Raw genomic sequence first — 23,509 nt, forward strand, 5'->3', positions numbered from 1 at the left:
ATCTAATGTGACCCTAATAAATCAAGAAAAACTGGTTGTTTATACAGTTATCATTCCACTATTCAAGTTTCAGCTTTCTTTATAAGAATTCGACGAACTTCGAGAAATCACGCTCTGGCACCTTCATTGGTGTACAACCCGGAGTACCTAGGTATAAGAAACCAACGATTTGGTCGTCACCTTCTAAGCCAAATGCCTGACGCACCTCTGGGTGAAACATCCAATGCCCGGAGCGCCAAAAACCTTGGAAACCTTGTGCGACGGCCGCCATTTGCATCGCCTGTGCAGCACACCCCGCAGATAGGTGCTGTTCAAATGCGGGCACTTTTTCGTGCTCAGTGACTTTTGCGATGATAGTGATGACCATTGGCGCTCGAAACGGCGATTTCTTTACTTTCTCAATCACCGCTTCTTCACTTTGATCCGCTTGTGCCGCACGAACCAAAATATCAGCAAGCTTTTGAAGCCCTGAACCTTGTGCGATAACAAAACGCCACGGTGTTAACGCGCCGTGGTCCGGTGCACGTAAACCTGCTTTGATGATATTTTCTAACGCCACACCTTCAGGTGCCGGATCAGAGAGTTTTGCGATTGAGCGTCTGTTGAGCAATAGATCCAAAGCATCCATTTGAAGTCCTTACTATTTCTTTATTATTTGTATACTTGAACTTTAGCACAGAATACAAACGATAATAAATCTCAATACCTATCCATTTTAAATAATATTTGAGCCGCGACGAAAAACAATTAAGGCCCCTAAATCGTTGACTTAGGAGCCTTATCTATCGTTCAATCGCTAAGTTAAACACCATTATTCAACGGTTTCTAAAGCTTAATAGCTAACTCAACACCTTGACGAATTGCGCGTACTGCATCCAGTTCGCCGGCGTAATCGGCACCGCCTATCACATGCAGTTTGCCACCAAACTCTTGCCACATATCTTCAAATGGACGAACAGACACTTGACCCGCACACACGATAACGGAGTCGGCATCCAACACTCGGTCTTTCTTATCAATGGTAATATGTAAACCTTGGTCATCAATCTTGTTGTAGATCACTCCCCCCAATAGATTAACGCCACGTTTCTCGAGTGTACGCTTATGGATCCAACCTGTGGTTTTACCCGGCCCTTTACCCACTCGGCCCACTTTACGTTGCATCACCCAAACCGTTTTGTCGCTGAATGAATCTGGATAAGGATAAAGCCCACCAGGATGTTCCATATTTTTATCAATGCCCCATTCGTGAAGCCAGTCCTCTAAACTGTGTGACGTCGGTTCTGTCAACATAGTCGCCACATCGATGCCAATACCACCCGCCCCCACAATCGCGACTTTTTCGCCTACCGGTGTCTTTTCGCGAATCAAGGTTTGATAATCGACTACATTTTCTTGGTCAATGCCTTCAATATCAAGCTTTCTGGGTTCAACACCCGCCGCCATCACGACTTCATCGTACTTCAGCAACATCTCAAACGTCGCTTCAGTATCCAGTTTTAAGTTGACGCCTGTCGCATCAATCTGGTTAGCAAAGTAACGAATCGTTTCTCTGAACTCTTCTTTCCCGGGTATCTGCATGGCCAGTCTAAATTGACCACCGATGCGGTCGTTTTTCTCTATCAAATCCACCTTGTGTCCACGCTGAGCTAACGTCGTCGCACAAGCTAAACCTGCTGGGCCTGCACCGACAACGGCAATAGTCTTCGTGGCTGTGGCTGGTTGGATAATAATTTCTGTTTCGTAACACGCGCGAGGGTTAACCAAACAACTCGCGCGTTTACCTTTAAACACGTTATCCAAACAGGCTTGGTTACAGCCGATACAGGTATTGATGAATTGAGCTTGGTCTTGCGCTGCTTTATTAACGAAATCGGGATCCGCCAAGAAAGGGCGAGCCATCGACACCATATCGGCCTGTCCTGAACTGAGAATACGCTCAGCTTCTTCTGGGGTATTAATCCGGTTACAGGTGATCACAGGAATTGTCACGTGAGGTTTCACTTTTTCAGTTACCCAAGAAAATGCACCTCTGGGTACTTGTGTCGCAATTGTCGGGATACGAGCTTCATGCCATCCAATCCCCGTATTGATGATACTCACGCCGGCCTCTTCTAGCTTTTGAGCCAAAAGGACAACATCTTCAAACGTACTGCCTTGTTCAACTAAATCAAGCATCGACAGACGGAAAATAATAATGAATTCTTTACCCACCACTTCGCGAATCGATTTAACAATCTCTATCGGAAAACGCATGCGCTTTTCATAAGATCCCCCCCATTCGTCATAACGCATATTGGTACGTTTACAGATGAATTGGTTAATAAGGTACCCCTCAGAACCCATGATCTCGATGCCATCATAACCAGCGACTTGAGCAAGCTCTGCACTGTTTGCAAAGGCATCAATGGTTTTCTTTATCTGACGAGGGCTCATTTCACTTGGTGCGAATTTGGCGATCGGCGCTTTAATCCCTGAAGCACTTTGCGCAAATGGATGCATAGCATAACGACCAGCATGCAATAATTGAAGCGCAATTTTACCACCATGCTTATGCACGGCTTCAGTCACAACTTGATGCGCTTTTGCGTGCTTAACTTTACTGAATTCAGCACTAAATGGGGTCAATCTACCCCGTAAATTAGGGGAGAAACCACCAGTAACAATAAGACCAACGCCTCCTTTCGCTCGCTCTTCATAAAACGCGGCAAGCTTATGTAGGCCTTCTTTATTTTCTTCTAAACCTGTGTGCATTGATCCCATCAATACACGGTTACGTAAATGAGTAAATCCAAGATCAAGAGGTTCAAGTAAATGTGGGTACATGGCAGACATCACTTCTATTATTTTATCCTTGTGGTCTGACCACGATATCGTTCAATCTTCAAAAGTTCAAACAACCGTTTACATTTTTGTAACACCGATCATAATGCTTTGAATTTTAATGCCTCAAAAGCGATGGAACTGGCTACAATTCAAGAGAATTAAGGCGATTAATACTTGTTGTGATAGTTTGAGCATGGAAATTATCGTAGGATACTAAGCAGTTCATAATATTGAGACTAGTGGTTCTAGCGCTTATTGAAGCGGCAAAATCTCACTGCGGAGACAGAATGAAAAAAATATTCAAATTTATAGGCATGATATTTAAAGGGATTTGGAAGCTGATCACTTTTGTGCGTCTTGCACTGGTCAACGTAGTCTTTTTACTCAGTATTGCCATCATTTACTTTTTGTACTTCCATTCGGGCACGACACAACCGGTTGCACCAAAACCATCAGCGTTAGTGCTCAACCTGTCAGGCCCCATTGTTGAACAAAGTCGCTATATCAACCCAATGGACTCTGTCACCGGTTCCTTGTTGGGAAAAGACTTTCCAAAAGAGAACGTCTTGTTTGATATTGTGAAAACGATTCGTCACGCCAAAGATGATGAAAACGTTACAGGTCTCGTTCTGACGCTCAAAGAGTTACCCGAAACCAACCTAACCAAACTTCGTTACATCGCGAAAGCACTCAACGAATTTAAAGCAACAGGCAAGCCTATTTATGCTGTCGGTGACTTTTACAACCAAAGTCAATATTACCTAGCCAGCTACGCCAATAAAATATTCTTATCTCCAGATGGTGGAGTCCTTCTAAAAGGCTACAGTGCTTACTCACTTTACTACAAAACCTTGTTAGAAAAGTTAGACGTGAACACCCATGTGTTTCGGGTTGGCACCTACAAGTCTGCAATCGAACCTTTCATTCGCGACGACATGTCGGATGCAGCGAAAGAGTCAGCTTCTCGTTGGTTAAGCCAACTGTGGGGGGCGTACGTGGATGACGTGAGCAACAACCGCCAAATTGATGCTAAAACGCTCAACCCAAGCATGGACACGTTCTTGAAAGAGCTTGAGTCTGTGGACGGTGACATTGCCAAACTCGCGGAGAAACTTGGCTTAGTCGACGAATTAGCAACACGTCAACAGGTTCGACTAGAGCTCGCAGATGTTTTCGGCAGTGATGGTCAAGACAGCTATAACGCGTTTGGTTACTACGAATACCAAGCAATGATACGTCCAGACGACACCACTGAATCGCACGATATCGCGGTGATTGTTGCCAGTGGCGCCATTATGGACGGTGAACAACCACGTGGCACAGTCGGTGGCGATACTACCGCAGCCTTGCTTCGCCAAGCTCGCAATGATGACCAAGTGAAAGCCGTGGTGCTTCGTGTCGATAGTCCTGGTGGCAGTGCTTTTGCTTCAGAAGTGATTCGTAACGAGATAGAGGCGGTCAAGCAAGCGGGTAAGCCCGTTATTGTGTCGATGTCGAGCCTTGCGGCGTCCGGTGGTTACTGGATCTCGATGGGGGCAGACAAAATTATTGCTCAACCAACCACATTAACTGGTTCGATTGGTATCTTTAGTGTTATCACCACCTTCGAAAAAGGGCTGAACGATATTGGTGTGTACACTGATGGTGTGGGAACGTCACCTTTCTCTGGCCTCGGTATCACAACCGGATTAAGCGACGGTGCCAAAGACGCATTCCAAATGGGCATTGAGCATGGTTACCACCGCTTTATCAGTCTCGTCGGCCAGAATCGCGGTATGGAAGCAGATGCTGTCGATAAGGTCGCTCAGGGTCGAGTATGGACAGGTCAAGATGCCATGCAAAAAGGTCTTGTCGATGAAATGGGTGATTTTGATGATGCCATTGCCGTTGCGGCTTCACTTGCAAAACTGGAAACCTACAACATCTACTGGGTAGAGGAACCACTGTCAACCACTGAACAATTTATTCAAGAGTTTATGAACCAAGTTCAGATGTCGATTGGTCTTGATATACACTCAATGATACCAAGCAGTTTACTACCCGTTACGCAGCAGTTAACTCAAGATAGTCAGCTATTGAGCAACTTTAACGATCCACAAGGCCGATATGCCTTTTGTTTAAACTGCCAAGTTCAATAAGATAAGCTCAACGCGGTATTAATAAGAGGCGCCTCTGTGTGAGACGCCTCTTTTTATTGCATGATAATTCGCTATAATCGCCCCCCTGTTCCCTATATCACACTAAGTATTAATCGCCATGGAAAGAAAACACATCTATATCGCGTACACCGGCGGCACAATTGGCATGCAAAAGTCTTTGGATCACGGCTATGTCCCAATCGCAGGGTTTATGGATAAGCAACTAGCGGGTATGCCTGAATTCCATCGCCCAGAAATGCCTGAATACACCATTCATGAATACTCTCCATTAATGGACTCTTCAGATATGACGCCACTGGATTGGCAGACGATCGCTGATGATATTCGCGCGAACTACGACAAGTACGATGGTTTCGTTATCTTGCATGGAACAGACACCATGGCTTACACCGCCTCAGCGCTATCTTTCATGCTCGAAAATCTAGGCAAACCTGTGATTGTAACGGGCTCTCAGATCCCACTGGCAGAACTACGTTCAGATGGACAAGCAAATCTGCTGAATGCGCTGCACCTTGCGGCTAACTACCCTATCAATGAAGTAACCTTATTCTTCAACAACAAATTGATGCGTGGTAACCGCAGCACAAAATCACACGCTGATGGCTTCAATGCGTTCACCTCACCAAACTTAACCCCATTGCTGGAAGCGGGTATTAATATCCAACTCAGCAATAACGTTGTGGTCAACAAGCAGCCAGAAGGTGCGTTCAAGGTTCATAATATTACTCCGCAACCCATCGGCGTCATCACTATGTACCCAGGCATCTCACATGAAGTGATTCGTAACACGCTCTTGCAACCAGTTAATGCGATGATTCTGCTTACCTTTGGGGTCGGCAATGCCCCGCAAAATCCAGAACTTCTCCAACATCTGAAAGAAGCCTCAGAGCGAGGGGTTATTGTAGTTAACCTAACTCAATGTCTGGCTGGTAAAGTCAATATGGGGGGGTACGCAACAGGATGTGCACTAGCAGAAGCAGGGGTAGTCAGTGGCTTTGATATGACACCAGAAGCCGCATTAGCCAAGCTGCACTATCTATTAAGCCAGAATCTAGCTTACGAAGAAGTAAAAGCTCAGATGTTACAAGTATTACGTGGCGAAATGAGTCTATAACTCTGTTCTGCTATTTGTTATGCCATAACCGGTTGTGTGAACCGTCACCTGAATCAAAAATTTTTAACGTCCAATAAATCGTCTTTTGGGGCTTAAAAATAAGCGGCAGAAAAGTCAAAGGGGTGGCACTGTGCCACCCCTTTGTTGTAATTTAAACTTAACGATTCGGGTTAACCCTAACAATATCGTCTTGGTCTGACTGAAACTGTTTTTTGAGTTCAGACTTAGATTTGAAGCTAATGTCACCGCCAGCGGCGATTGTCATATGTTGAGCTTCAGAATTATGTTTAGATTGGTATAACATAACGGCCTGCATACACGAGTCACGCTGCTCTTTAGAGAGTGCTGTACCTTCTGGCCATTTACCGGTTTCAACAGCGTAAGTTAAACGTTCGTAGACCTCAGGTGTCATTGCGCTAAGAAGTTGTTCTGCATCCATGGGAAAAGCCTTAGTATTAGCGATTTTCACCAGAAAATAACCCGTGACAGAATTGAGTCAAGAACCTGACCTAAAATAAGTGTATTTGATCACAAGTGAAGAAATATGAAAATCATGAAATGGTTACTGGTTAGTCTATTATCCTTAACGTTAGTGGGTTGTTTTAAAAACAAAAAAAGTACTGACCAGTTATGCCAAAACAACCCTGGACTACAATGTGAGCAATTAAACATGGACGACGGGCAATGTCGTATTGCACGTACTGACCTCATATGGCATCGGTTTGAGGTCCAAAAACACCCAACCGAAGCCAACAAAATCCAAGAGTTCAAGTTAGTGACTGCTTATAACAAATGCCTAGAGCTTGCAGCACAGATCGAAGCCCTTGACCAATCCAAACTTCAAGAACGTCGGTTCACCGCATTAATGCACAGTAGTGAAGAGTCTGAACGAATTGTCACTGAGTTGTCTCAATCGAAGTCACCAGAAACACTCTACTTCTTGTGGTCACAAATCGGCGACATCAATGCGAGACGCCACTTTCTACAGTTAGAAGGAACCGAGGCATTAAATACCGCTGAGATGCAATACGCATTAGCCACATTTTACACGACAAGAGATTATGCCAAGACATTAAAGCTACTCAATAATGCCCTGACCTTAACGCATGACCAACCGGTTAATACTGAGATATTTAAATCCATGGCCAGTATCAATCACAAACTTGGGCATAAAGAAAAAGCCTACGTATGGGCGATGGTAGCCAAAGAGTTTAATGTCCCCATCGTTTCTGAAGCTGAACTTTCCGTTCTTTATAACTTTGAAGAAAAAAAATACAGCCGATTAAATGAAGACGCCGACAAAATTGTCGACGCCATTAAAGATGGGGCTTACCAGGCTTCACTGATATCGGACTATTAGCATTTAATTTATTAATACATAAAAAGCAGCGGCGGCTTTGATGGTCGCCGTTTTTATTTTCACTAAAGTCATCACGACGAATTTGGCGATGTCCCCACCGCTTATTCGCTCCCAAAACAACTTGTAAGGATTAAACAACAGTGACAAGTTATTTCGTTGTTTTGTCATTTTTGTTGAAAATTAACGACACTGAGTTAACACAATACCGCTCACCGGTTGTCTTCGGTCCATCAGGGAAAACATGACCTAAATGGCTATTGCATGCGGTACAACGGATCTCTACACGCTTCATTCCGTGACTTAGATCTTCTATATATTGCACGGCTTGAGTACTCACTGGGGCATCAAAGCTTGGCCAGCCGCACCCAGAGTCATATTTGTTATCCGACAGAAACAAAGGGCTTTGACAGCATGTGCAGCTGTAGACCCCCGTCTTTTGGTTATGCAATAACTTACCGCTGTAAGGGGCTTCTGTCCCCCCTAGACGACAGACTTCAAACTCGTCGTCTGTCAGGCGTTCACGCCAGTATTCATCAGGCTTTATCATATCGTCTCCCTTTTGAATCACGTTAATATCTCTCCACATTCTCAGTTATTATATTTACTTTTTTCTATAAAGGCTTGCATATGAGTCGTTTTGTAGCACATACTTTCTCACCAGAAAACATTGTACATATATACTCATAAGTGAATCATCATTTAGGGGTATTTTACCCAACTGGAAGGGTACAGAGCCACTCGCAACGGTCAATTTTCAATCACTTACACCTAATTGTTAAGAAAAGCGTCTCTTTTTTTTGACATTGAACAAGTTAAGTCGGATTATCTATTGCAGATGCATACTGGATTCTGTAATTTTACTACCAGTTATCTTTAATCAAAAATTAAGTTGTGGAGCAACTACAATGACTATCAAAGTAGGTATTAACGGTTTTGGCCGTATCGGTCGTTTCGTATTCCGCGCAGCTCAAGAGCGTGCAGACATCGAAGTAGTAGGTATTAACGATCTAATCGACGTAGAGTACATGGCATACATGCTTAAGTACGACTCAACTCACGGCCGTTTCAACGGTACTGTTGAAGTTGAAGGCGGTAACCTAATCGTTAACGGTAAAACTGTACGTGTTACAGCTGAGCGTAACCCAGAAGACCTTAAGTGGGATGCTATCTCAGTAGACGTTGTTGCTGAAGCAACTGGTCTTTTCCTAACTGACGAAACTGCTCGTAAACACATTACTGCTGGCGCGAAGAAAGTTGTTCTTACTGGTCCTTCAAAAGATGCAACTCCAATGTTCGTTAGCGGCGTAAACTTCGACACTTACGCTGGTCAAGACATCGTTTCTAACGCTTCTTGTACTACTAACTGTCTTGCACCTATCGCTAAAGTACTTAACGACAAGTTCGGTATCGAATCTGGTCTTATGACTACAGTTCACGCGACTACAGCAACTCAAAAAACTGTAGATGGCCCTTCTGCTAAAGACTGGCGCGGTGGCCGTGGTGCTTCTCAAAACATCATCCCATCTTCAACTGGTGCTGCTAAAGCGGTAGGCGTTGTTCTTCCAGAAGTAAACGGCAAACTAACTGGTATGGCTTTCCGCGTACCAACTGCTAACGTTTCTGTAGTTGACCTAACAGTTAACCTTAAAGAAGGCGCATCTTACGAAGCTATCTGTGCAGCAATGAAAGAAGCTTCTGAAGGCGAAATGGCTGGCGTTCTTGGTTACACTGAAGACGCAGTTGTATCTCAAGACTTCATCGGCGAAGTTTGCACTTCTGTATTCGATGCTAAAGCTGGTATCGCACTTAACGACAAATTCGTTAAAGTTGTATCTTGGTACGACAACGAAATCGGTTACTCAAACAAAGTTCTAGACCTAATCGCTCACATCTCTAAGTAATTTCTTTTTAGAAATCGCTTTAGATAAGCATTAGTGAAGACTGTTTTGAGCAGACTTTGAAAAAGGCGACCTGGTGTCGCCTTTTTAATACCTGCTATCTTTTAAATCACGTCTACCTCAAGATAGCCCAAACGCAAAATTCAATTCCAATACTGTCTGAGCTTGTTAACTCGTCATATCACAAGCCTCACTCTAGTCAGCATTTGAATTCAATTTCCTTAGAAGGATCATGTAATGGATTTATCTACTCTACCTGCACTCGCTGTACTCTCTGACAACGTCACTGTCGTTGAACACCAAGGTGTAAAGCTGGTTCGCATCATCCACGATAAAGCAAACGCAGCCATTTCACTGTTTGGCGGCCATGTGGTGTCATTCCAACCACGCGGTCAAGAAGACCTGATTTGGATGAGTCAACAAGCTAAATTCGATGGCAAAACAGCCCTACGTGGTGGTATCCCTATTTGTTGGCCTTGGTTTGGGCGCATTGCAGCACCGGCGCATGGTTTCGCTCGTTCAAGTGAGTGGCAATTGGTTGAGCATCGTGAAAGCGAAGCTGGCGTGATTGTTAGCTTGGGTTTAAAACCGAGTGAAGAGACACTCGCAGTATGGCCTCATCAGTTCGATGCACGCTTAAATGTTGAAATAGGCGATGAGCTGAAAGTGACCTTGGACGTGAAGAACACAGACGCTAAACCATGGACGTTCTCTGGCGCGCTGCACACTTACCTTAATGTTGGTGATATTCGTAACACAACCACAATGGGCATGGGTACTGAGTACATCGACAGTCTACAAGGTGGCAAGATTTGCCAAGGCGGCACTGAGCTTGTGCTAACCGACACTATCGACCGTGTTTACACACAACCAGAAGCGCAGATCTTGGTTGCTGACAAGAAGCTGGATCGCACACTCACGGTTGAAAATCACGGCCACAACTCCGCAGTACTGTGGAACCCGTGGGCGGAAGGCGCAACAGCTATGGGTGACATGCAAGACGATGGTTACCTAACCATGATATGCGTAGAATCCACACTGCACGCACCAAGTCTAGAAGCGGGCAAAACGTTACAGCCGGGTGAAAGCCACCAGCTGATGACGGTCATTTCCTCAAACTAGACCTCTAGCGAGTTTAATTAATAACAAAAATGCAGCTCATTAAGCTGCATTTTTTATTGCCCTAACCTCACACGCATCGCCTAGTAATCAATGCTTTAACACAAGCCTATTAGTCCATCACCTCTTTGTTCAACCCCGCACCATTTAGCTCTCATCACTCTAGTTTATAAATATAACTATCAATTCATTAATTATTATCAATTACTGCCGATAAATAAGTAACTATGATAGAAAGCTCAATAACAAACTTCCTTAAAACCACTAACAACACCTCAATGAAGACAGGATAGTGAATTCATGTTCGAGAAATACAAAAATCAAAGTGTTGACTTCCAACTTAAGTTGGTCATTTTGCTGTGCTTGCTTATCGCCTTTGGCTCCATTGCGACACTCGTGTATAGAAATGCCTCTCAGGTGTTATTAGACAACACGTTAAAAGAACACCAATCCAAAGTAGAAGCGATGGCCAAAACCATATCTGGTCAGTTCGATGCCTACCTGCATACCGCCAAAGTTTTAGAGTCCACTTTTCGTAACGGTTACCTAGCAGGTGTTTATGTTGAAAGTTATGACGTTGAGTTCAACGGTCATTCCATTCCTAACATAACTCAATACGGTGAGAGCCTAATAAACGACACCAAACTAGTTGATAGCTTCACCCGTGACACCGGTGCCATAGCGACCCTATTTGCCCCATTTGGTGACGACTTTATTCGTGTGTCGACTTCTCTTAAAAAACCTTCAGGCGAACGAGTCGTTGCGACCACGCTAGGGAAAAATCATCCAGGCTATAGCAAGCTCAAAAATGGCCAACCTTATTACTCTCAAGTTAAGCTCTTCGGCCAACGTTACATCACTTACTATGCGCCTTTGACCAATGCTCAAGGTAAAGTAAACGGTGTCTCTTTCATTGGTCTGCCAGTAGAAGAGGCGACTCAAAGCCTGTTTGAATCTCTACGCTCTGTTTCTTGGGGGGATACCGGATACACCATCATTGTTGATAACGAGAAAGAGCATCAAGGCCAGTACTTACTGCACCCGACTAACGTTGGCGGTGGTAAATCGATTGTTGATGTTTCTGACTACGACGGCAACAAACCTTTCTACCAGATCTTTGAACAGCCATCAGGTCTAATCCTATATCCATACAAGGCTAAAGAAACCGTTGGTGAGAAGTACCTGGTATACACTGAAGTTCCTGGGTGGGATTGGAAACTGCTTGGCGGTACTTTTATCAAGGAAGTGACTAAAGGTAGCGACGAATTGCTCAAGCTCATCGCCATTATTGCGACCTTGATTGCTGCTGCTACCATCGTCGCGTTAACCTTCGTGTTAAACCGTACACTGACGCCACTAACGACGTTAAACGAGTACATGCTGCGTTTAGGAAAAGGCGAAGTGAGCTTACATATTCCAAACAATGGTAAGCAGACAAAGAACGAGATCAGCAACCTAAATACCGGTGTTGCGAACATGGCAGCCCAGCTGAACACACTCGTGGGCGAGATTCGTGCAACTAGTGATCAAGTACAGAACAGCTCGAGCAGTGTGTCACAAGATGCAAGCCACAACTTGAGCCAATCTGATCGCCAGCAAGCACAGGTAGAGCAAGTCGTTACTGCAATAGAAGAGATGGCCACCTCTGCTGAATCAGTGGCACAGCAAGTGAACAGCATTGCCGAAAATGTTCGCCTTGCCAATGAAGACAGCCAGAAAGGTTTAGAAGTCGTTGAAGGTGTGTGTATTGATGTAGCCCAGCTGAATGATCAATTAGACAAATCAGCATCGGCCATCGAGCAAGTAAGCGCTGATAGCGAAAGCATTCAAACCGTCACCAAAATGATTGACGACATTGCAGAACAAACCAACTTACTTGCATTGAACGCTGCGATTGAAGCAGCACGAGCGGGTGAACAAGGTCGTGGTTTTGCCGTTGTTGCTGATGAAGTAAGAACGCTCGCTCATAGAACACAAACATCAGTACAAGATGTAGTGAGCATCATCGAGAAGCTAAAGTCTTCGACCCACAATGCCGTAAACCTGATGACACAAAGCCAATCGAATGCCAACCAAGTACTCGATAAAGCGCAAGAAGCAGGCACCGCACTAGAGTCGATTGCTTCTCAAGTTGAATCGATTGCTTCTCAAGCTGAAACCATTGCTGCGACATCAGAAGAGCAAGCTCAGGTTTCTCAAGAGATAGCAGCGAACGCGCATGCGATCAGCGACTTGAACCAACAAAGCCGTGAAACCAGCGCTAAGACCTCTCACAGTGCTGATGAACTTCAGAAACAAGCGGAATCGTTGAAGAATCAAGTTAACTTCTTTAGCTAGAAGCTGAGTTCTCTGTTTTATCAGCGACTCGCTCATAACCAATAGAGCCAACCATGCGTTGGCTCTATCTCTTCATTGACTGGTTCTATCTACTCTCGGATTGCCGTTAGCCAACACAGCTGCGTTTATTCTAGCGCCCCACTATGCTTCCTGTTAAAATTTTGGACTTGAAATTTCTACCTTGAGTTCGTCATGACTTACCAATGCCCTTTGTGTCACCAACCTTTATCTCAAAACGATCGTACGTTTAAGTGTGAAAAGAACCATCAGTTCGACCTAGCGAAAGAAGGCTATGTCAATTTGATGCCAGCGCACCACAAACGCTCAAAAGATCCAGGTGACAACAAAGAGATGATGCAGGCACGTCGTCGCTTCCTTGAAGGTAACCATTATGACCCAATGCGCCAAGCGATGGTGACATTGTGTTCTCGCTTTTTACCAAAAGAGGCGCCTAGCCTATTGGATATTGGTTGTGGCGAAGGTTATTACACCCATGAAATTGCAGTGAATCTTCAAGAAAAGAATGGGGCGACTTTTGGCCTAGACATTTCTAAGATTGCTATCAAATACGCCGCTAAACGCTACCCTGCTGTCGATTTCTCTGTTGCATCAAGCCACCGCCTACCCTTTGCTGAAAACAGCTTAGACGGCATTCTACGCATTTACGCGCCTTGCAAGGCTGAAGAGCTGCAACGCACCATCAAAGACCGTGGTGTGGTGATCACCGTGACACCAGCTAGCCGACACCTGTATCAACTGCGTGATGCAATTTATGATGGCGTTCGCTTGCACGATGAAGATCCAGAAGTGATCGAAGGTTTTACGCTTGAGCATCAAGAGCAACTAAACTATATGATGGAACTATCGGGGTCAGATGCATTCGACCTGCTACAGATGACGCCGTTTGCTTGGAAGGCGAGTGAAGAGTTTAAACAACAACTCACCGAGGCAGAGCAATTCAACTGTGAAGCTGACTTTATGCTGCGAGTGTACCGCAAATAAATTTAATTGATATTGATTATCGTTTGCGCTGAAATCTTATCTTGCCTCCTTTAGTATGCGTGTTCTTCAAGGAGGCATTTCATGCAACGTATTATTCTTATCGGATTAGCTACTCTTCTCACGGCTTGTGCTAATCAACCTGCAAAAGACATTTCTCAAAAAGTGGCTCAAACGGAATCCGTTTCCACATTCTATGACTACCAGTTCGCTTCTCCACAAGGCGAAACACTTTCTCTCGATGCACTACCCGAGCAGCTGATTGACGCTGATGTGGTTCTTATTGGCGAATGGCACACGCATTCTGCTATTCACCGCTTCCAAACCGACTTCTTAAAAGCGCGCCGCAACGCAACATCGAACATCGCGCTTTCAATGGAACAGTTCACTCGAGAGCACCAAGCCACACTTGACCAATACTTAAACGGCGAAATCGGCGAACAAATTCTCATGTCTCAAGCGGCAGCTTGGCCGAACTATGAAAGTGATTACCGCGCATTAGTTGAGTTCGCAAAAACCAACGACGTCGATGTTATTGCAGCAAACGCACCAAAACCATTTGTTCAGTGTATTGGCCGTAAAGGATTACCTTACCTAGACCAATTATCGACCGAGCAACGCCAATGGATTGCCGCCGAAGTGAATACGGGTGATAGCCCTTACAAAGAAAAGTTCATGGCTTCTATGCATCACGGCACGCCAGAACAAACAGAAAAACAGTTTGCTGCTCAGGTTACTTGGGACGAAACCATGGCTGAGTCGATTGTGGATTACCTAGCGTCGAATCCGAATAAACAAGTGATTCATGTGGCTGGCAAGTTCCACACCGAAGGTGGTTTAGGGACAGCAGCATCGATTCTACGTCGTAACCCTGATTTAAAAATCGCCATCATCAGTCCGGTTGAAGCGATCTCATCGGATACGAGTGACTACCAGCTAAAAGTGCTCTCCCCACCCATTCGCTTTGTTCAACCAAAGAACCGGATGAAAGCATACAAGCACCTCGCCAAACGTGGGTCTAACTTAAAGTGCGACTAAATTCACTGTCCAGACTTAAAGGAGAGAAGTCCAAGTCTGGCACGCTAAACGCTTGTTCAATCACGCCCCCAAAAATTGATATGACCTCAGCCATTGGAAGAGCCTGATTAACTTTTATAAAGCCGATGAAAACGTGACACGCGAATAAAAAAACATCATTATGATGATTAAGTGCACAAGTTTATCTCACCTCTGCCGATACTCTTTTTAAGGTTAGGTAAGGAGAGTGATATGACGTCAATAGAAACGAATCACCATCAGCGGTATTCACCTTTACAAATAAACACACAAACTAAGAGCGTGGAAGCGGAAAAGCCCGCCCCTCTTAAGGTTGAGCAAAATACGGTTAAGCTTTCTGATGAAGGCAAAGCCCTATTATCTGCTCTTAAGGAAATCGATAGAGAAGCGAAGAAAGTGGAAGCGGAAAACGCAACGGTTACCGATAAAGTTGAGTCATTTGCTCACGGCGCATTGGGTATGGATCACCCTGATAAGATTGAAGAAGAAGATCCTTCTTATTCCGCAGGGCAATATTTTTCCGCAGCGATAACGGTTGGAGGAATTATTCTCGCTCTCGTGTAATATTCCCCTTACTGTATCAAAGCGATTTATCGTTACGACAACAGACCTGACTTGTTCAAAAAAACGAATGTACTCCATAATTCCGCTCTCATTTTTAATGGAATAATTCGTGTGAAAAACTCGTTTTCGCTTATTGATAAGCCCACCTTTTTTGGTGCGATAGCACTTCTCCTCATGATAGTCTTGCCGCTGATTATGTTCCCAACCCAAGGGGCAGACTGGATTGCGGTAGCCAAAACCTTTATGACAGATCAACTTGGTTTCTTGTATCTAGCGCTTGGACTCGCAGCTTGTGCCTTCATGGTTTATGTTGTGTTCAGTGATATGGGACAAATCAAACTGGGCGAAGCCGATGAAGAACCAGAGTTTAAAACCGCCTCATGGGCAGCCATGCTTTTCTGTGGCGGTATCGGAGCAAGTATCTTGTACTGGGGTTGTATTGAATGGGCTTACTACTATCAATCACCACCTTTCCAACTAGAGCCTGGCAGTGAAGAAGCCGTTCGCTGGGCTGCAACCTATGGTTTATTCCACTGGGGTCCGATCGCTTGGTCTATCTACCTAATTCCTGCGATTCCTATTGCCTACTTTTTCTATGTACGGAAACAACCTGTATTAAAAATTTCTAGCGCATTGATGCCTGTTCTGGGCGAACACCACAGCCGCGGTGTTGCAGGTAAAGTGGTTGATATCCTATTCATATTCGGTCTATTAGGTGGTGCAGCGACAACGTTAGGTTTAGCCGCTCCTCTTATTACAGAAGGCCTTAACCACTTGTTCGGCCTACCAAAAAACAACCTAACTCAAGCAATGGTGCTGCTGGTTTGTACTGCGATATTCGCGTACTCATCCTATGCGGGCTTAGAAAAAGGCATTAAATTCCTCAGTAACATCAACTTCTGGGGCGCGATGGGGCTATTGGCATTCGTTCTAATCGCTGGCCCAACAATTTTCATGCTTGAAACTGGCTTAGACTCGATTGGTCGCTTATTGTCTAACTTCTTTGTGATGGCGACGTGGGCTGAACCATTCGGCGGTTACGGTACGTTTGAAAATACCCACTTCCCACAAGACTGGACCATTTTCTACTGGGCATGGTGGCTCGTTTTCGCACCAAGTATGGGCCTGTTTGTAGCGCGCATCTCTCGCGGCCGAACCATTAAACAAATGGTGTCAGGCTCGATCTTCTTTGGTTCATTAGGCTGCTTCTTGTTTTTTATGATCCTAGGCAACTACGGTTTATCCCTACAGTTATCTGGTGAACTCGATGTCGTCGCAATCCTAAATGATGAAGGTGCAACCAAAGCAATCTTCTCGATGCTGGCACAGCTACCAATGAGCACGTTAGTGATTGCTGTGTTTACCTTGTTGTGTATTATTTTTACTGCGACAACATTTGACTCAATTTCTTATATTCTAGCGTCAGTTGTACAAAATAACGTAACGGAAGAACCAATGCGTTGGAACCGAATGTTCTGGGCATTTACCCTCTCATTCCTACCGACAGTTTTAATGTTCCTGGGTGGTTTAAGTACGCTTCAAACAGCTGCAATTGTCGGCGGTCTGCCACTACTGGCCATCTCGGTGATGCTGATGATCTCAGCCGTTCGTGCGACCAACCTCGATTTACGTCACCAGGAGAGTTACATCGAGCCAACGATTAACATCGAAGAGCTGCCCGACATGGATCCATGGTCGGCAGAAGGTATGGCGCTAGCACAGTTCGAGAAAGAGAAAGACGCAGCACAAGAAGCAGCAGAACTCGAACGTGAAGCTTATAAAGATCTTGCCGATGTGAAGAAAAAAATCCGCGCTTATGTTCTTGAACAAGGTGCACAAATGGAAACACATGAGCTTCCTGAAAACTTACAACTCGCGCTTGAACAGGCTGAAAATAACCTAAGCACAGCGCAAGCGAAAAAAGTAGAGTTATCAGAACAAGCCCAAAAAGCTCGAGTCGCGTTCAACCAAGTGGTTGCAGAACTACCACTTGTTTGACAATAGCCATGACACAGTCCATTTATTTGGACCCTCCTAAATAAGCCAAAGGCTCACAATAATGTGAGCCTTTTTTTATTCGGATGATTAACTCGTAATCGTTAACTAGCGATTCGGGTGATTGATAATGTGCAAGAATTAATTTTTGTTTTTATGAATCATGAGAGAGACCTGCAATACCAATGGGTTCATGGTTTTCTCAACAAAAAGCCCTTTCTCTAACCAAAACCTGAGAAAATCACCCCGAAATTCTCAACTTTCCCATCAAGTCGATCAAAGCAATACTCGACATTTTGTTGCTAGTCAGCGCTCTGCGATGCAAGCGAGCATTCCTCCTGTGCATCACACAGGCAGAACTCACACACAGGCAGAACTCCGCTTAAAAAACTTTTGGACAGAACCTTCTTAGAGTATTTATTTAAATTAGCAAAAAACGGATTATTTTTGATATGGCAAAACCTGTTAATATTAGTATCTACAGTCCACACGTATATAGCAATCGATCACCTAGTAAACTAAGGACTTCCCACGTATTGACAGAGTTGCTAGGTCGATATTGGAGCTACAGCAACTTGTCAGTGACTTAAAGGCAATAGAAATTGCACTATCAGGCAATCGAGTAGACAGATTCGGCATCGGGAAAGGCTTTTGTCGAGATGCTTGCTGCGTTTGAAATGCACATTAGATGTGAGCACCAAATGGAGGAAATCTCTGTCGTTTAAGTAGTCGGTAAGTACAAGGAGCGAATGCCGTTTTAACAACGATAAGGTAGAAGATTTTCTCCCTCTACGAACAGCACGATCCGATAACCTCAATATTTAGAATGTTGTAACAGTTTGATCTGAATCTGCTTTTTTCATTGACTTGTGATCTATGATTTCTTTTCATGCACAAAAGTTACCACGGTGACGAATAAGGGTTCCATGAAAAAAGTTAATTTTTGCGATGCTCAATTAAGGCAGAACTACTTTGCTGTTCTGTCCCTGATAGGACTTGTAACCTCTTTCTGCTTAATTGTGATTAAGGTTCCTGATGATAACAGCACCAGATTTGCTATCGGGGTATGTCTCGCTCTGTTCCTGTCCGCTGTATATGTTTATATGTGGTTCAGCGCAAATTCACGAAAATGCGCATCACTGACAATCAACAACTCTAAGATCGATATAAAAGTTGGTGATATCTTCAGTACTGAGGGGTTGAAGGTAATTGCTTTTAATGAATACTTCGACTCTATCGTTGATAATGATATTATTAGTGAAGGCTCGCTTAATGGCATTTACATTAATACTCAGGTCGATGACTTAGCCGAATTCGACAATACACTCGATAACAACAGCGCCCTTAACAAAAAAGTTATTGATACAAATAATGACCGTGAAAAAGGTAAAAATAAAAAATATAAACTTGGCACAATCTACGAAAAAGATGATTTTCTCTTAACTGCATTTTCAAAGTTTGACGTTGACAATAGAGCCTATTTGAACATCGATGACTACATTGATTTTTTGCTCAATTTTTGGAATGAAGTTGACATTATCTATTCCGGCCGTTCAGTTGTTATCCCTCTTCTGGGCTCAGGCATTACCAGATTTAAAGGCTACGATACCATCTCAGAACAAGAGTTACTTGAGTTGCTGATATGGTCATTCAAAGTTAGTCGAATGAAGTTCACTTACCCTTCCACAGTAACCATTTTGATCCACGAATCCAAAGCTGACAAAATTAATTTCTACGCATTACAAGGAGATTAACCTTGACTAGACGAACAAAAACATATCTAGCCGCCGAATGGGACGGTGACAGAAATGCCATCGAGCAACTTCACAAATGGAATGACAGTAACTTTTGGTCTCTATCTTTCACTGACGCCCATGACATAACGCAGGCTCGAGATGGTAGTTTAAATTGCAGTATAAAGACTTCCCTTAATACCAGGATAGATGCTTCGAAAACATTCGTTCTCATTGTTGGCTCAAATACAAAAACAGCTAGAAATGGCAGTTGTCAGTACTGTGGTAGCTACAACGCCTATCAAAGTCGATGTGTCCGGGGGAAAACCGTTAGTTATAGCAGCTACATAGAGCATGAGTGCGCTAAAGCTGTTCGTGACAATTTAAAGATTGTCGTTTTATATAATGCTGCATCAATTGACAAAAATAAGTGTCCAGAGGTCATTAGGTATTCAGGAACTCACAAGGCGATGCAATATATAGAAAACTCTAAACGATACTGGGATTACAACGCCGTAAAAGATGCGATAACCAATTAATGAACTAGTTAGTTACCACTCTCGTAATCAGGGCGGGAGCATGCTTTGATTGTTAATTGAGCAGCATGTTAGTTAGCTTAAATCTGACTCATTTTTGTTTCAAAATCCCAAAACAAGCAAACACAGAAGTGCAAATACCAATCAAACTGCCTCCGTCTTGAGCGATTTGGTTAGTATGCTCTCACTCTGCCCTCGTAACAAGTTTGTTTAAAGCTAGTTAGCCGATAGAATCTATTAGCCAGTTTTATAGTAAAAATTACACGTTCTAGCACGCTTTGAAGCATGTTACCAATTAAAGAAAAAATATGATCTAATTGGGGTTTTGCGCCCATTTCAACGATAAGTCCAATGTGACGGCTTTACCCCTCATCCGTAAAGGCGTTACAGCAAATCAGCTTCCACAGAATAATCAGTTAATGCCGATAGATTTTCGAATCAAAGCAGACATCGCTACTGCCATTTAAGTTATGACAGTGCCAAGTATGACAAATAAGTAATGACATATGATGTTTTTAGACTCAATAACTGCTGTGATCTAGAAGTGTACTCCAAAGTCATAACGGTTTTTGTGTAAAAATCACTCTAAGCATCGTTGATATTAGGAATCATAATTTCGCTAGACCTTATAGGGCATTGCCTCAGAGCTAAGTCTGGACTTTCTGCTGAAATGGGCACAAAACCCCGTATAGAAGTGACATGGAAAAACTCTTCACTTTACTGTTCGGATAATAATAGGCTGCTTAGGCAGCCCAAATAATTCTATTGCCTATCGATCAGGAAGAGGGTGCTTTTTCCTAGCATGGGTAGAAATATGTTCCAGCATCGCATTTGGTTGCGACTCTAAAGTCTGGATCATTTAAAGCCTTTTCAATAAGGCTCTTTTTGTTTGGAATATGTATTGTTGGAACTGACGACATAGAATCTCTGAACTTAGGAAGATTGTCCCATAAGTTTTTAATTTGTTGTTTTATGGTATTGCTCGAACAGTTTATGATATCACTCTTTTCCGAATATTCAGGGTATACCACAATGACTGGCAAACCATTTGTATTTATACCGAAGTCAACCTCTTCGCGTAATGCCCTTGAATTACAAGTATGTGAACTCAGAAAAAGAACAATGTTCTTAGATTTATTCAATCTATCCCGTAATCTAGGTTTTAATGTTTGCTCCCAATCGCTACCATCTCGTACGTTATAGTTTTTATTGTGTGAGTCCACAAAAGGGAAAGAAGCATCTTTACCTTTCCAGGCTCTAAGCAAGTTGTATGAGACAAAGTCCTTTGTGGAGTGAGCCCCCAAGTTAGTCTCACTGAATGGTTCCTTCACATAAAAGGCTGAGTAATTACCAGTTCTATTTGCCATGCTCAATTCTCTATACTTTTGATTAATTTGATCTTACCTTACCGATAAGCCCTAAATTTTTCTTGTTTTTAGACCAAATTGTGATTTGGGCATTACCGGAATCCGCATTTGCAACCGCGTGTTGGCTTTAGAAGACTCGTTAATACAGACCTTCTACCTAGATACATCTGTTTAGCTCAGAGGCCAGTATCAATCAACATGCTATATCAAACAAAGCACATAATCCTTCATTAAGAAAAGTAGGTCAAGCTAGAAATATTGTTATGGTGTAGACTTTTCGTCCTGAGTAATTTTGGGGCAGAATTGAGCTAGCTACAGCAGCTAGCTCAGTACATTTTTACATTATGCAGCTTCACTTAATCTCAAGCTTTCATAGTAATCCTCAGCCAAAGCAGTCGTTTTGAATTCGACTTCTATTCCAGCTATCTTTTCTACGGCTTCTTGGATAGATGCTAGGTCGACGTTAAAGAACTCTTTGCGAAGATTTACAGCGTTTACACGTTTAGAATTGAATTCGCGGTGTAGTGCTGTTTCAAGAGCTGGGGCATCATCGGTGTAAATCATGGCGTGTACGTCAAATGGGAATGGTACACTTGCATCGCCTAGTTCTTTAACTCTGTCCATTGGCTCTAGACGGCGAGTAAGACCGATCTTATAAACATCCTCTCCAAACGAACCAATGTTACTGATGACGTAAACATGCCCCTTACGGGTTTGTTCCGCCATGCTCTTAGCTCGTTCTTCTTTGGCTTCTGCTTCGGCAAGTTGCTGCTCAAGGATTGCTATGCGTTGCTCCATTTCAGAGCGATCCTGCTCAGTAGCCTTAGCAAGTTCTCGTTGTGCTTTATCAAGAAGATTGCGGTACATTTTTTCTTCTTTTTCGGCATCGGCAATCGCTTTTTCAAACTCTTTAATAGCTCGCTGTTCTTCACGGATCTGTTCTTTGATAAGCTTCTGCTCAACGACCTCTTCTTGCTTCTTAAGTGTGTATTGGTATTGTAGCTTGCACTCCTCGAACTTAAGTTCGATATAATCTATATCAAATCCGCACTCTAAGGTCGCTGCTGACTTCTCTAGTGTATTAGCAAGTTTTTCTATACGTTCCAGAGTACGCCCAAACGAACTCGGCGACACCTTGCCGATAAGAAGATCACATTCAATATTAAAAGCAGTAAGCATGAGCTTAACTTGACCATTTAGAATTTTATTATTGAATGACTTGTCGTTTGATATAACTGTTGACTCTGGGAAATTGACAGCGGTTTTATCTTTGATCATTTCTTTTTGCTGTTGCCTAACGTACTTAATCTCTTCCGCGAATCGAGTTGATGTTTCGTAAAGGTACTGCGGAATTTCAAAATGACCATGAGCAGTGTATTCATCAAGCCTTGAATATAAGTCGAGATCACCCATTAACTCTTCTAGATCAAGCTCACCTTTTTCAATACTTGAGTTGAGTTCGTCTAATTTTGATTTATTCGATTCTAAGATCACTTGCTGTTCTTGAATGCTCTGTTTTAGCGCATCATCTTGTCCTTTCAAAGCTTGAAGTTCCGCAGTTTCCTCATTGAGTTTATCTAGCTCTCGCTTTGCGGCTTTATTGGCAGCAATTATTGTTTCTCTGCTTATACATGCTGAATCATATTCCTCCTTTGTTTTTGCTAGCGCTTCATCTAGCGACTTATATTGCTCGACTTTCTTATCTGCTGAGCGTTTTGTTAGAATATAAGTTAATACGACAGCTACTAATGATAAGCCTGCCAACATCAGTAAATTATTGTCCATTGATTACTTTAGAACCTCTTGTATGAATTGCTTCCTAAGAGCAGCTCGCTCTTCACATCGCTCCTGATATTCTTCTGCGGCGTTAGCTACAGCATCTTTAAAAGCTTGTTTTGCTGCTGACTTATTTAGTCTCGATTGTCTCTGTAATTCGCGCTGAGCTTCTCGCACTTCTCTTTCATGCTCTCTTATTGCCTGAGCATGCGCTCGCTCACGAGCTTTTTGCCTACGCTGGGATTCACGAGCAGCTTGTTTGTTAGCTCTATCTATTGCTTTAACAACCTTTATAGCCGTTCGTAAACCACTACCTCGTCTAGCCAATGGTTTCTCCTTTAAAGTGGTCTAATGCTGAATTTTTTGGATGCTAACACAATCGAATATGCGCAACTGATGCTCATGTCAAACAGATGGCATATTTTTAGGATTTATGGGGTATAAAGGAATTACTAGCCTCTGTAGTACAGAGGATTGGCTCTAAACGATTTTGGGGTAGAAGCAAGCTTGCCACATACGGTTCTTAGCTTTAAACTAACTTTGAGATCCTCGGGTATCCCTGCTTTTTCTTGGAGTTACGATTTACTGTCTGGCCAGAAGTAATTGTATCGAATTGAACTTGGCTTAATTGCAAAGCAGACCACCGAGGACATACGATAAGTCTAGGTGC

19 protein-coding genes are annotated in these 23,509 nt (G+C 43.4%); 12 read left to right on the top strand and 7 right to left on the bottom strand.

Going from position 1 to position 23,509, the window contains the following annotated elements; translation table 11 throughout:
- Positions 1-79 precede the first annotated feature (79 nt).
- On the bottom strand, positions 80-628 hold the full coding sequence (locus OCU36_RS09125; RefSeq protein ID WP_261837717.1) for an NAD(P)H nitroreductase: 549 nt from the start codon (positions 626-628) through the stop codon (positions 80-82).
- A 197-nt stretch (positions 629-825) separates the two neighbouring features.
- The gene (locus OCU36_RS09130) at positions 826-2,835 is read right to left on the bottom strand and encodes an NADPH-dependent 2,4-dienoyl-CoA reductase (RefSeq protein WP_261837718.1); all 2,010 of its coding nucleotides are present in this window, start codon (positions 2,833-2,835) and stop codon (positions 826-828) included.
- A gap of 278 nt (positions 2,836-3,113) precedes the next feature.
- On the opposite strand from OCU36_RS09130, the gene sppA reads away from it, so the two are divergent.
- Together sppA and ansA are read left to right on the top strand one after the other, a co-directional pair.
- The gene (gene sppA / locus OCU36_RS09135; RefSeq protein WP_261837719.1) at positions 3,114-4,964 is read left to right on the top strand and encodes a signal peptide peptidase SppA; all 1,851 of its coding nucleotides are present in this window, start codon (positions 3,114-3,116) and stop codon (positions 4,962-4,964) included.
- 118 nt (positions 4,965-5,082) lie between these two features.
- Positions 5,083-6,099 (top strand): asparaginase, encoded by a 1,017-nt coding sequence (ansA, locus tag OCU36_RS09140; RefSeq protein ID WP_261837720.1) that lies wholly within the window; start codon positions 5,083-5,085, stop codon positions 6,097-6,099.
- 157 nt (positions 6,100-6,256) lie between these two features.
- Here ansA and OCU36_RS09145 read toward each other — a convergent pair whose 3' ends face one another.
- On the bottom strand, positions 6,257-6,538 hold the full coding sequence (locus OCU36_RS09145) for a YeaC family protein (protein ID WP_261837721.1): 282 nt from the start codon (positions 6,536-6,538) through the stop codon (positions 6,257-6,259).
- Positions 6,539-6,652: 114 nt separating this feature from the next.
- On the opposite strand from OCU36_RS09145, the gene OCU36_RS09150 reads away from it, so the two are divergent.
- A complete protein-coding gene (locus OCU36_RS09150) occupies positions 6,653-7,459 on the top strand; it encodes a DUF2989 domain-containing protein (protein WP_261839718.1) in 807 nt (268 codons plus the stop codon).
- A gap of 148 nt (positions 7,460-7,607) precedes the next feature.
- On the opposite strand, the gene msrB is transcribed toward OCU36_RS09150, so the two are convergent.
- Positions 7,608-8,006, bottom strand: coding sequence for a peptide-methionine (R)-S-oxide reductase MsrB (gene msrB / locus OCU36_RS09155; protein WP_261837722.1), 399 nt, complete (start codon positions 8,004-8,006; stop codon positions 7,608-7,610).
- 358 nt (positions 8,007-8,364) lie between these two features.
- Here msrB and gap point away from each other — a divergent pair, with 358 nt between their 5' ends.
- The 9 genes from gap (at position 8,365) to OCU36_RS20090 (ending at position 19,699) form a co-directional block, all read left to right on the top strand.
- Positions 8,365-9,360, top strand: coding sequence for a type I glyceraldehyde-3-phosphate dehydrogenase (gene gap, locus OCU36_RS09160; protein ID WP_261837723.1), 996 nt, complete (start codon positions 8,365-8,367; stop codon positions 9,358-9,360).
- Positions 9,361-9,594: 234 nt separating this feature from the next.
- Positions 9,595-10,479 carry a D-hexose-6-phosphate mutarotase gene (locus OCU36_RS09165; protein WP_261837724.1) on the top strand — a complete coding sequence of 295 codons (885 nt, stop codon included), beginning with the start codon at positions 9,595-9,597 and terminating at the stop codon, positions 10,477-10,479.
- Between the two features lie 297 nt (positions 10,480-10,776).
- A complete protein-coding gene (locus OCU36_RS09170; RefSeq protein WP_261837725.1) occupies positions 10,777-12,813 on the top strand; it encodes a methyl-accepting chemotaxis protein in 2,037 nt (678 codons plus the stop codon).
- 192 nt (positions 12,814-13,005) lie between these two features.
- Positions 13,006-13,815 (top strand): 23S rRNA (guanine(745)-N(1))-methyltransferase, encoded by an 810-nt coding sequence (gene rlmA / locus OCU36_RS09175; RefSeq protein ID WP_261837726.1) that lies wholly within the window; start codon positions 13,006-13,008, stop codon positions 13,813-13,815.
- Positions 13,816-13,896: 81 nt separating this feature from the next.
- A complete protein-coding gene (locus tag OCU36_RS09180) occupies positions 13,897-14,850 on the top strand; it encodes a ChaN family lipoprotein (RefSeq protein ID WP_261837727.1) in 954 nt (317 codons plus the stop codon).
- 231 nt (positions 14,851-15,081) lie between these two features.
- Entirely contained in the window at positions 15,082-15,432 is a 351-nt protein-coding gene (locus OCU36_RS09185) for a hypothetical protein (protein ID WP_261837728.1), read from the top strand.
- A 111-nt stretch (positions 15,433-15,543) separates the two neighbouring features.
- On the top strand, positions 15,544-17,430 hold the full coding sequence (locus OCU36_RS09190; protein ID WP_261837729.1) for a BCCT family transporter: 1,887 nt from the start codon (positions 15,544-15,546) through the stop codon (positions 17,428-17,430).
- A 923-nt stretch (positions 17,431-18,353) separates the two neighbouring features.
- Positions 18,354-19,181: a macro domain-containing protein gene (locus OCU36_RS09195; RefSeq protein ID WP_261837730.1), complete on the top strand. Its 828-nt coding sequence runs from the start codon at positions 18,354-18,356 to the stop codon at positions 19,179-19,181.
- Between the two features lie 2 nt (positions 19,182-19,183).
- A complete protein-coding gene (locus tag OCU36_RS20090) occupies positions 19,184-19,699 on the top strand; it encodes a TIR domain-containing protein (RefSeq protein WP_115339079.1) in 516 nt (171 codons plus the stop codon).
- A 794-nt stretch (positions 19,700-20,493) separates the two neighbouring features.
- Here OCU36_RS20090 and OCU36_RS09200 read toward each other — a convergent pair.
- From OCU36_RS09200 to OCU36_RS09210, 3 genes are all read right to left on the bottom strand, one after another.
- Positions 20,494-21,063, bottom strand: a complete 570-nt coding sequence (locus OCU36_RS09200; protein WP_115339070.1) for a TIR domain-containing protein — start codon at positions 21,061-21,063, stop codon at positions 20,494-20,496.
- 342 nt (positions 21,064-21,405) lie between these two features.
- Complete coding sequence (locus OCU36_RS09205) at positions 21,406-22,848, bottom strand: DUF4041 domain-containing protein (RefSeq protein ID WP_261837731.1); 1,443 nt, start codon at positions 22,846-22,848, stop codon at positions 21,406-21,408.
- A 3-nt stretch (positions 22,849-22,851) separates the two neighbouring features.
- Positions 22,852-23,166: a hypothetical protein gene (locus tag OCU36_RS09210; RefSeq protein WP_261837732.1), complete on the bottom strand. Its 315-nt coding sequence runs from the start codon at positions 23,164-23,166 to the stop codon at positions 22,852-22,854.
- Between the last annotated feature and the right edge of the window lie 343 nt (positions 23,167-23,509).

Source organism: Vibrio artabrorum (genome assembly GCF_024347295.1).
GTDB lineage: Bacteria > Pseudomonadota > Gammaproteobacteria > Enterobacterales > Vibrionaceae > Vibrio > Vibrio artabrorum.

Excerpts from the sequence above, each read along its gene's own strand:
- OCU36_RS09125 (WP_261837717.1), bottom strand. The coding sequence starts at position 628 with ATGGATGCTTTGGATCTATTGCTCAACAGACGCTCAATCGCAAAACTC.
- OCU36_RS09130 (WP_261837718.1), bottom strand. The coding sequence starts at position 2,835 with ATGTCTGCCATGTACCCACATTTACTTGAACCTCTTGATCTTGGATTT.
- sppA (WP_261837719.1), top strand. The coding sequence starts at position 3,114 with ATGAAAAAAATATTCAAATTTATAGGCATGATATTTAAAGGGATTTGG.
- ansA (WP_261837720.1), top strand. The coding sequence starts at position 5,083 with ATGGAAAGAAAACACATCTATATCGCGTACACCGGCGGCACAATTGGC.
- OCU36_RS09145 (WP_261837721.1), bottom strand. The coding sequence starts at position 6,538 with ATGGATGCAGAACAACTTCTTAGCGCAATGACACCTGAGGTCTACGAA.
- OCU36_RS09150 (WP_261839718.1), top strand. The coding sequence starts at position 6,653 with ATGAAATGGTTACTGGTTAGTCTATTATCCTTAACGTTAGTGGGTTGT.
- msrB (WP_261837722.1), bottom strand. The coding sequence starts at position 8,006 with ATGATAAAGCCTGATGAATACTGGCGTGAACGCCTGACAGACGACGAG.
- gap (WP_261837723.1), top strand. The coding sequence starts at position 8,365 with ATGACTATCAAAGTAGGTATTAACGGTTTTGGCCGTATCGGTCGTTTC.
- OCU36_RS09165 (WP_261837724.1), top strand. The coding sequence starts at position 9,595 with ATGGATTTATCTACTCTACCTGCACTCGCTGTACTCTCTGACAACGTC.
- OCU36_RS09170 (WP_261837725.1), top strand. The coding sequence starts at position 10,777 with ATGTTCGAGAAATACAAAAATCAAAGTGTTGACTTCCAACTTAAGTTG.
- rlmA (WP_261837726.1), top strand. The coding sequence starts at position 13,006 with ATGACTTACCAATGCCCTTTGTGTCACCAACCTTTATCTCAAAACGAT.
- OCU36_RS09180 (WP_261837727.1), top strand. The coding sequence starts at position 13,897 with ATGCAACGTATTATTCTTATCGGATTAGCTACTCTTCTCACGGCTTGT.
- OCU36_RS09185 (WP_261837728.1), top strand. The coding sequence starts at position 15,082 with ATGACGTCAATAGAAACGAATCACCATCAGCGGTATTCACCTTTACAA.
- OCU36_RS09195 (WP_261837730.1), top strand. The coding sequence starts at position 18,354 with ATGAAAAAAGTTAATTTTTGCGATGCTCAATTAAGGCAGAACTACTTT.
- OCU36_RS09200 (WP_115339070.1), bottom strand. The coding sequence starts at position 21,063 with ATGGCAAATAGAACTGGTAATTACTCAGCCTTTTATGTGAAGGAACCA.
- OCU36_RS09205 (WP_261837731.1), bottom strand. The coding sequence starts at position 22,848 with ATGGACAATAATTTACTGATGTTGGCAGGCTTATCATTAGTAGCTGTC.